This window comes from uncultured Succinatimonas sp. (assembly GCF_905203285.1).
Classification (GTDB): domain Bacteria; phylum Pseudomonadota; class Gammaproteobacteria; order Enterobacterales; family Succinivibrionaceae; genus Succinatimonas.
Genome location: NZ_CAJKVK010000083.1, coordinates 1 through 8392 on the forward strand (window position 1 = coordinate 1; position 8392 = coordinate 8392).

Consider the following 8392-nt stretch of genomic DNA (forward strand, 5'->3'; position numbering starts at 1 on the left):
CGGCCGGTCCGTGTCATTGCGGATCATGAGATCCCGGTGCGGATAGGCGCAGGTGGCCCCGCTGCCGAAGGGCTGGGTGCGGTTAGCGTCCGGGAACACGTCATGGGAGTGGCGGTAGCGCTCCGTCACCGTCAGGGGCGTGTGGAGGGTCATCCAGAAAATCAGATTGGACAGCTGGCACAGCCCGCCGCCAATATCCCCGCCGATCTGTCCCAGAAACAGCACCATGCCCTCCTTGTAACCTTTCCGGGCGGTGGGCTTTCCGATGCGCCTCCAGTAACTGAAGGTCTCGCCGGGATACAGGATCAGCCCGTCCAGCCGCTTTACGGCCAGTTTCAGATTTGTCACCTTATTCTCCTGCCAGACCATTTCTTCTCCCCGGAGGTGTCGCATAAGCGGCGTGGCGTGGGAGAACTGGACATAGGGGAGCCGTTCTTCCTTCCGGGTCTTTGCCCAACGGTACTTAGGCGAGCACCACAGGAGATACCGCTTCCCTGTGTAATATGCCTTTCCCAGCCGCAGGCGCAGCCAACTGCGCCGGATGGGCGGGCGCAGGTCCATGGTCTTGTCCATGTGCTCCCTCCCCAGTCATTTTTATTAGTATGCCATACTGCCCGCTCCAAATCCACAACAAAGCGGTAACAATCGTGCTTTGTTCAGAAAATGTTAAAAGATTATTCATTCTTTTTTCGACAGAACCTCCTATAATCTCCCCGTACAAACCCAAGACCACTCTTAAAGGCGCCATTAAGAGTCGATTAAAAATTACTTGAAGGTATCAATCATGAGATTAAAGTTTTTAATCGAATATAAAGCCCATTGGGGACAGGAATTATTCATTAAAATTCTCAAACCCAAAGAACTGTCAATTCCTTTAACCTGCAGTGAAGATAAAAACTGGCACGGTTTTATCGATCTTAACGACGACGCTTTTTCTTTTATTGAATATATCTATGAAGTTAAAGCTAAAAACCGGATTGTAAGAAGCGAAGGACTGCGTTTTAGCCATAAGCTCTCTTTAAATATTGAAGACAAAGAAGCTGTAGTTGTCGACAGCTGGAGAGATAAGCTTAATGACTCTTTTTTATATACGGATGCTTTTAACAGTAAAAACGCTGTCTCTCCTGCAAACACTTTAAAACAATCTTTGAATTTACGCGCTTGGTGTCATCTTGACAATAACAGCGCCTTATTTATCACCGGAGACTGTAAAGCTCTTGGCAATTTGGATCCGCAAAAAGGCGTGGAACTCGTGCAGATAATGCCGAATTTCTTTAGCGCATCATTAGATAAAGACGATCTTCCTTCTTATTTTGAGTATAAATTTGCCGCAATTAATAAAGATAACGGTGAAATATTTTGGGAAATAGGTGCAAACCGTAATGCTTCCTTACAAAAGGGCATTTGCGAATATCCTCCTTAAAGTGAAGTTAAACTCTATCCTTTCTCCCCCAAAATTGCCGGCACGGCTATTCCCGTATTTTCGCTAAAAAGCAGCGGCAGCTTCGGTGTCGGGGACTTCGGCGACCTGAAATTGTTTATTGACTGGGCCATACAAACCGGACAAAAGCTCGTTCAAATTCTGCCGATTAATGACACAACAATTACCGGAACTTGGACTGATTCTTATCCTTACAACAGTATCTCTATCTACGCTTTCCATCCTATGTATATAGATTTAAGGCAGGTAGGCGAGCTTAAAAACACAAAATTAAACAACCGATTTAAAAAATTGCAAAACAAGCTCAATGCTCTTGATTCTATTGACTATGAAGCCGTAAATAAAGCCAAACGTGAATATTTACGCTGCTCCTATGATGAGAGCGGTCTTAAGATTTTAAGCTCTTTAAAATTTAAAGAATTTTTCAAGCGCAATCAATCATGGCTTGTTCCCTATGCGGCTTTTTCATATTTAAGAGATAAATACGCTACTGCGGATTTTAAGCGCTGGAAAGAGCATAAGTACGATCCTGCTGAAATTGCGGCATTATGCGATGAAAAGTCTGAAACCTATAAAGACATCGCTTTTTATTACTATATTCAGTACCTGCTGCATATTCAGTTAAGTGCCGTAAGTAATTACGCCCAAGCACACAATATTATCTTAAAAGGCGATATTCCTATCGGCATCAGCCGCAGCAGCGTTGAAGCCTGGGTGGAACCTTTTTACTTTAATATGGAAAGCCAAGCCGGAGCACCTCCCGATCCTTTTGCCAAAGACGGACAAAACTGGGGGTTCCCTACTTATAATTGGGAAAGAATGGAGCAAGACGGTTATGCCTGGTGGCTTAAGCGCTTTAATAAAATGTCCGAATATTTCGGTGCCTACCGGATTGATCATATTTTAGGCTTTTTCCGTATATGGGATATTCCGACGCATGCCGTACGCGGACTTTTAGGCAACTTCGTTCCATCTTTACCGCTTTCAGTGGAGGAAATCGAAAGCTACGGGCTTAAATTCCAGTACGATTTCATGACCCGTCCTTTTATTAATGAAGATCTGTTAAATCGTTTATTCGATGAAGACGCAGATCTGGTTAAGAAAAAATTTGTCCGTCATCTGCATCATGATATTTACGGGCTAAACGAAAAATTCTTAACCGAACGTCAGGTACAGGCGTACTTTAAAGATAAAAACGATGCAAAAAGTCTCAAACTGCGTGACGGACTTTATTCTCTTATAAGTGACGTTTTGTTTATTCCGGATAGAAATCGGCCCAACCTTTATCACCCGCGCATCGCTGTTTTAGATGATTATATCTTCTCACGCTTACTGCCTGCTGAAAAAGAAGCGTTAAGGTCGCGCAGTAGGCAAATTCGGTATCCTATATGCTTTCTTTGATGTCCTCCCGAGTCTAAAGGACGGAGATCCTACCGCTAAACAACAATCCTACTGCTGTTAACTTCGGCGAGTTCCTGCCATCGCTCATAAAAAAAGCAAAAAACAGAAAATAATTAAGTCCATAATGCGTCAAAGAACTAAATCTCAATGCAAATCTTTTTTTCTTGAGCTGCTTTTAACTTCAAGGTAGCATGTATGATCATAATTTAAACTTTTGCCTGCAATGATGAAAAAGTTATTCCTATTTTTTAAAGCGCTACTAACATCCTTACTATTAAGTGCCTGCTGTGAATTAAATACCGACAATATTGTCTATATAGTATCAACTAATGATATGCATGCTAATGTTCTTAACCATAATAAACAAATTGACTTAGCTTTAATTTCAGGTTTAAAAAAGCATTATGATGCACTGCTTTTTGACGCCGGAGACGCAGTGCAAGGTGCGCCGCTTGCTGCGTTATCAGACGGGGACGACGTTATATCCTTGATGAATGCAGCAGGTTATGATGCAATGACCCTTGGCAACCACGAATTTGATTATGGGCAAAATAAATTATTTGAGCATGCGGCAAGTGCCAACTTTCTTACTTTATGTTCTAATGTTTACAAAGACAAAAAACCTCTTTTAAATAACCTTAACTTACCTAACGAAGGGCGCTACGCTGTTTTTAACAAAAACGGTTTCAAAATTGGAGTTTTCGCACTCACCACCGTACAAACCTTACAATCAACGGATTACCGCTTGCTGAACACTCTTAACTTTGAAAATGAAGTTAAAAGTGCCAAAAAAATGCTTGATTTGCTGCGTCCCCTTAAACTTGACGCCATCATCCTGCTTGCTCATTTAGGTTGTGACGATGCGCCCTGCACGTCAAAAAATCTGGCTCTTGCACTTACAGGAGTTTATCAAGACGAGCTTGATCTTATCATTGACGGACACAGCCATCAGGAATATGTAAAGCACGTAAACGGCATTACCATTTCTCAAACCGGGAGCCGTCTTAAACAAGTCGGATTAAACGTTTTAAACTTTAAAGCTTCAGAAAAACCGCAAGTGAAAAGCATTTTACTAACCTATGAAGATCTCCTTAGTAAGGGAATAAAACCTGACGCCCAAACCGAAGAGCTGGAACAAAAATTCCGGCACAAACAAAATAAAATCTTGCAGCAAGAAATTATCTCATTGCCGTTTACACTTTACGGAGGTGAGCAATACGGGATCGATCTATCACGCGTTACTGAAACCCCGGCAGGCGACCTTGCCGCTGATGCTATTATGTACGCACTAAAAACAAAAATCTCTTCTAATTTTTTAAAGTTTCCTGCCGTCGCGATCCAAAACGGCGGAAATATCCGCGTTAATCTGGGCCCCGGTGCCGTAACTTATGCAAGCACCTTATATTTTGAGCCTTTTCTAAATACCCTGACAAGTAAGCTTGTAAGCCCTAAGATCCTCTACGACATATTTGAGCACTCTTACCGTTATTTAAACAATCTTTCAGCTGCAGGCACTTTGCAAAATATCAAAGACAGCGGCGGCTTTTTGCAGATCTCAGGATTAAAGATAATTCTTGATCCAAACAGTAAACCTAAGGTTAAAGCAATATTTCTTGACGGAGAAACAACAGCACTTTCCCGCTACGATACTAAAAGAAAAATCATTCTTGCCGGTAACGATTTTATCCTCTCCGGTTCTGACGGATACTCGATACTAAAGGACATACCGACGCTTACTGAATTTAGCGATGAGCAGGATGCTCTTATATCCTACTTAAAACACCTTAAAGAAAATGACGGATTTACACAGTATTTAAAGGCACAAGGACGTATCTCTTACACACAGTTGCCTAAGAGCGTCAGTGCTTATGTAAAGATACGTAATTTCCATCAACAAAATAAAAAACTTAAATTTCATTGCAGTGTTGACGGTGAAAAATTCCTGCCATGCTTTGCAGACAAAAACGGGCTTTTAAAGTTTGAACTTGCACCCGGCGACCATATTTTGCAAATTGCCGAGGCAACGCAGGAAATTTACCTCAACACTATCCTTGGGATTGGTATTAAGCAAGGATCAAACTTAAGTACAATACCCGCTGTAGAATTAATGCCAACAAAGGAATAAAAATATGCGCCGCAAAGATCGTGAAATTACCGATATTAATGAAATCGTCAAGATCGTTTCTGATTGCGATGTTCTGCATCTTGGCATGTCCGATAACGGCATCCCCTACGTGGTACCGGTAAATTTCGGATTTACGTGCGAAGGAAGAAAATTAACCTTTTATGTTCATTGCGCGACAAGCGGTAAAAAAATTGATATTTTAAAAAGCAATCCGCGGGTGTTTTTGCAGTTAGACTGCAGACATGAGATTATTTTAGGCTCGCAGCAAAAACCGTGTTCCTTCAGCTTTGCTTATGCAAGCGTCATGGCTGCAAGCCGTGCGCAATTTATAGACGATCCACAAGTAAAAAGTACCGCGTTAAATTTGATTATAGGGCACTGCGCTAAGACGGAAGATGAATTTACCTTCCCTCTTCAAATGCTCAATAAAACCTGTGTCATTGCCTTTAAGGCAGAAGATTTAAGCGCCAAGGCTCATAGCATTAACTAAATTGATCTGTTCCCCACCAATTAGGAACCAATGAACCTAAAGAAACAGACATCTTGCTTTCATAATCAGTCAGAACTTCGATTTTAGGACTGTCTTTTGATAACTGCATCATGAACTCACGGCAAGATCCGCACGGCACAATGATTGCGCCGTCGGTGTTTACAGCAAGAATTTTAGAAATATGTTTTTCACCGTTGGTTATCATGGTACTAATAGCGTTTCTTTCAGCACACATACCTAACGAACACGCCATATCAATGCAAATTCCGGTGTAAATATTCCCATTTACCGTCATAAGAGCCGAAGCAACCGGACCTGCGACAATAAAAGGCGATACGTCACGTCGTGTCTGAATACTTCTTGCCGCACAATACAGACGATCCCAGGAACTGTCGTAAAAGGCTAAAGCTTTTTGTTCATACTCTTTAACAAAACCGTCCTTACCGTCACAATAACCGTCAATGTCATAAGGAAACTTAATTGCCAAAGCTTTTTTTAACTTTGCATATTCTGCGCAAACATCATTTTGTACTCTCAAATAATCCCTAAAAGCTAAATGTCTTATAACTTCATCTAAATTGTCATATTTAAAAATATGGATCTGATGAGTACGCTCATCTCCGCCTTTGCGTAAATAACGTCTGCCTTTAATTCCGAACTCTCCTAAATATTCGTAGCCGATTTTTTCAAAGGCAGCTTTATTAATATCGACTAAAGATAAGTCTCGCACTTCCGCCATAATATCAATGATTGGTTTTGTAGCTAAATTTGCAACTGCAGTACTACCGATGTGATAGACAGCAAGGAGATTGCTGTCAAGAATCGCCATTATCTTCTGTTTTTCATGTTCATACTTTAATTGCCAGGAAGGATCATAATTTACCACGGTAATATGCTGTGCCATTTGACATCCTCACAGGCCTAAAGGCCGATGATTCCTACTGCTAAACAACAATAGAGCTGCTGTTGTAAGCTTCGGCGAGTTCCTGCTGCCTACCTCTATTGAGGTTCGCTTGACAGGCCATCCGGGCAAGTCCTGCCCTTCTTAAGATGTTTTGTGCGGCATTATGGTCGGCATTGGCCTCATAGCCGCACTTTACGCACCTGAATATCTCCTTGGTTATCAAATGATCCTCCTGTTTTATAAAAAGGAGGATCAATTTTACTTCGCTCTTTGTGGGGGTGCGGACAAAAAGTTGGACTTGATTTATTCCATAATACCTAAAGATTGTCGATATTGCACCGGACTTTTATATCCTAAACTTGCCTTTATCCTACACTCGTTATACCAATGAAGGTATTTATCAAGACTTAAGATAAAATCTTTTATTCCGGTTTTAGTCCAATCTTTATCGTAGAAAAATTCGTTTTTAAGTCTGCCAAAAAATCCTTCGCAGGCACTGTTATCCGGAGAACATCCTTTTTTCGACATGGAACGAATAAAACCGTTATCTTCCATACGTTTTATCCATCCGGGCCAACGATAATGGTACCCTCGGTCGGAATGAATGACCGGCTTAACCTTTCCGGCTATTTTATCAATGGCATTATCAAGCATGCTATTGACCAATTCAGCATTCGGTGAACAGCCTATAGTCCAAGAGGTTACCATACCGTCAAAACAATCAATTAACGGAGATAAATATACTTTACCTTCCGGCAATGCAAATTCGGTAATATCAGTCAGTAATTTTTGGTATGGTTTACAACTGTGAAAATTACGTTGAATTACATTATCTACAGCAGGACTGATTTCTCCCTGATAAGAAGAATATTTTTGGTGCGCTTTATTTTTACTTTTATGTTTTCCTGACACATTATTTTTCTTACGACTTTCTCTGAGATAACAGTGCCGGCATTTTTTAAAGCAGCATGAATACGTCTGTATCCGTAACTTTGATAGCTGTGATTGAAGATTGTTTTTATCGTTTCTCTCACTGCAGCATATTTGTCAGGTTTATATAAAGCAGTAAGCTGATAGTAAAACGAGCTTTTGGATATCTTTAATAAAGATAATAAATCCTGTTGCGAATATTGATTTTTTAAGGCATCAATCACTAAAGTTTTATCGCGGTTGCTTAGGTTTTGCGGATTGATGCCTTCCTCTTTTTTTAAGATTTCACCGGTTTTTTCCAGAATATCTTTTTCCATCTGCAGACGATATACATCCTTTTGCAGCTGTTCGTATTCTTTAAAGAGCTCCTGATATTTATTTTGAAGCTCGTTTAAAGAGATATCTTTAGGTATTTTCTTTTTCATCGATTTGAAAGAAACGTTAATTTGACTTGCCCACTTATAGAGTGTCGCTCGTTTGACCTTATGCTGCTCTGCTACTTTTTCAGCAGATCCGACAGGTGTCAGCAATGCTTTTACAGCTGCTGTGCGTTCCTGTTGATTATAACGTTTTTTACTTTTGACACTTGAAGTCCGATGTGTGCTATAGCCTTCTTGAGTATATGCCGACAGCCATTGACGCAAAGTATCCGAGCTTTGCGGATAACCCAAAGCTTTAAGTGTCACGGCTTTATTTCTTCCGTGTGAAAAATAATATTTTAGCGCCGAGTTTATTTGTTCTTTAGAATACTTTTTACTGTGGTGACGATTTTCCGTTTTATATTCAGTGTGTAAAGATTGATTATTCTTTATATATTCCTGATGCCATTGCTTAAGCGTTACTCGTGATGAAGGATATCCAAGGCATCTTAAGGTATATCTGAGTCTGTATCCTGATTTAATATAAAACTTTACTGCTCTAAGTCGATCTTTGTATGAAAACATAATGTCTTTCTCCCGGTTTCAGTCCAGGATTTTGTCCGCACCCCTTGTGGATCATTTTTACACTGTTGGTGACAAATGCAGTGTACTGCATTTATCATGGGTAGCATTTCAATAATCGCCTGAGCCTCATGATTCTTCTTATCGGTGATTTTCTGAC

10 protein-coding genes are annotated in these 8392 nt (G+C 40.7%); 4 read left to right on the plus strand and 6 right to left on the minus strand.

Annotation, left to right across the window (positions count from 1 at the left end; translation table 11 throughout):
- On the minus strand, positions 1-573 hold a 573-nt coding region (locus tag QZ019_RS08020), incomplete at its 3' end, for a VanW family protein (protein WP_295483993.1).
- Positions 574-784: 211 nt separating this feature from the next.
- Between QZ019_RS08020 and QZ019_RS08025 the strand changes: the two genes are divergently transcribed.
- From QZ019_RS08025 to QZ019_RS08040, 4 genes are all read left to right on the plus strand, one after another.
- Positions 785-1423 (plus strand): carbohydrate-binding module family 20 domain-containing protein, encoded by a 639-nt coding sequence (locus QZ019_RS08025; RefSeq protein WP_295483995.1) that lies wholly within the window; start codon positions 785-787, stop codon positions 1421-1423.
- 48 nt (positions 1424-1471) lie between these two features.
- Positions 1472-2842 (plus strand): 4-alpha-glucanotransferase, encoded by a 1371-nt coding sequence (locus QZ019_RS08030; protein WP_295484012.1) that lies wholly within the window; start codon positions 1472-1474, stop codon positions 2840-2842.
- A gap of 223 nt (positions 2843-3065) precedes the next feature.
- Positions 3066-4967: a bifunctional UDP-sugar hydrolase/5'-nucleotidase gene (locus QZ019_RS08035; RefSeq protein ID WP_295483997.1), complete on the plus strand. Its 1902-nt coding sequence runs from the start codon at positions 3066-3068 to the stop codon at positions 4965-4967.
- 4 nt (positions 4968-4971) lie between these two features.
- Positions 4972-5457 (plus strand): pyridoxamine 5'-phosphate oxidase family protein, encoded by a 486-nt coding sequence (locus QZ019_RS08040; protein WP_295483999.1) that lies wholly within the window; start codon positions 4972-4974, stop codon positions 5455-5457.
- Here QZ019_RS08040 and QZ019_RS08045 read toward each other — a convergent pair.
- The 5 genes from QZ019_RS08045 to QZ019_RS08060 all read right to left on the minus strand — a co-directional run.
- Positions 5450-6361, minus strand: a complete 912-nt coding sequence (locus QZ019_RS08045) for a GrpB family protein (protein ID WP_295484001.1) — start codon at positions 6359-6361, stop codon at positions 5450-5452. The two genes, QZ019_RS08040 and QZ019_RS08045, sit on opposite strands and share 8 nt — an antisense overlap.
- Before the next feature lie 40 nt (positions 6362-6401).
- Entirely contained in the window at positions 6402-6617 is a 216-nt protein-coding gene (locus QZ019_RS09910) for a zinc ribbon domain-containing protein (RefSeq protein WP_366936826.1), read from the minus strand.
- Between the two features lie 47 nt (positions 6618-6664).
- The gene (locus QZ019_RS08050; protein ID WP_295484003.1) at positions 6665-7273 is read right to left on the minus strand and encodes an IS3 family transposase; all 609 of its coding nucleotides are present in this window, start codon (positions 7271-7273) and stop codon (positions 6665-6667) included.
- Positions 7195-8235: an IS3 family transposase gene (locus QZ019_RS08055; protein WP_295484006.1), complete on the minus strand. Its 1041-nt coding sequence runs from the start codon at positions 8233-8235 to the stop codon at positions 7195-7197. Before QZ019_RS08055 ends, QZ019_RS08050 begins: the two co-directional genes overlap by 79 nt.
- Positions 8202-8392 (minus strand): hypothetical protein (locus QZ019_RS08060; protein ID WP_295484009.1); only part of this gene is annotated, 191 nt, incomplete at its 5' end. The genes QZ019_RS08060 and QZ019_RS08055, both read right to left, overlap by 34 nt.

Bases quoted from the DNA above. Each gene is read 5' to 3' on its own strand.
- QZ019_RS08025 (WP_295483995.1), top strand. From the start codon at position 785: ATGAGATTAAAGTTTTTAATCGAATATAAAGCCCATTGGGGACAGGAA.
- QZ019_RS08035 (WP_295483997.1), top strand. From the start codon at position 3,066: ATGATGAAAAAGTTATTCCTATTTTTTAAAGCGCTACTAACATCCTTA.
- QZ019_RS08040 (WP_295483999.1), top strand. From the start codon at position 4,972: ATGCGCCGCAAAGATCGTGAAATTACCGATATTAATGAAATCGTCAAG.
- QZ019_RS08045 (WP_295484001.1), bottom strand. From the start codon at position 6,361: ATGGCACAGCATATTACCGTGGTAAATTATGATCCTTCCTGGCAATTA.
- QZ019_RS08055 (WP_295484006.1), bottom strand. From the start codon at position 8,235: ATGTTTTCATACAAAGATCGACTTAGAGCAGTAAAGTTTTATATTAAA.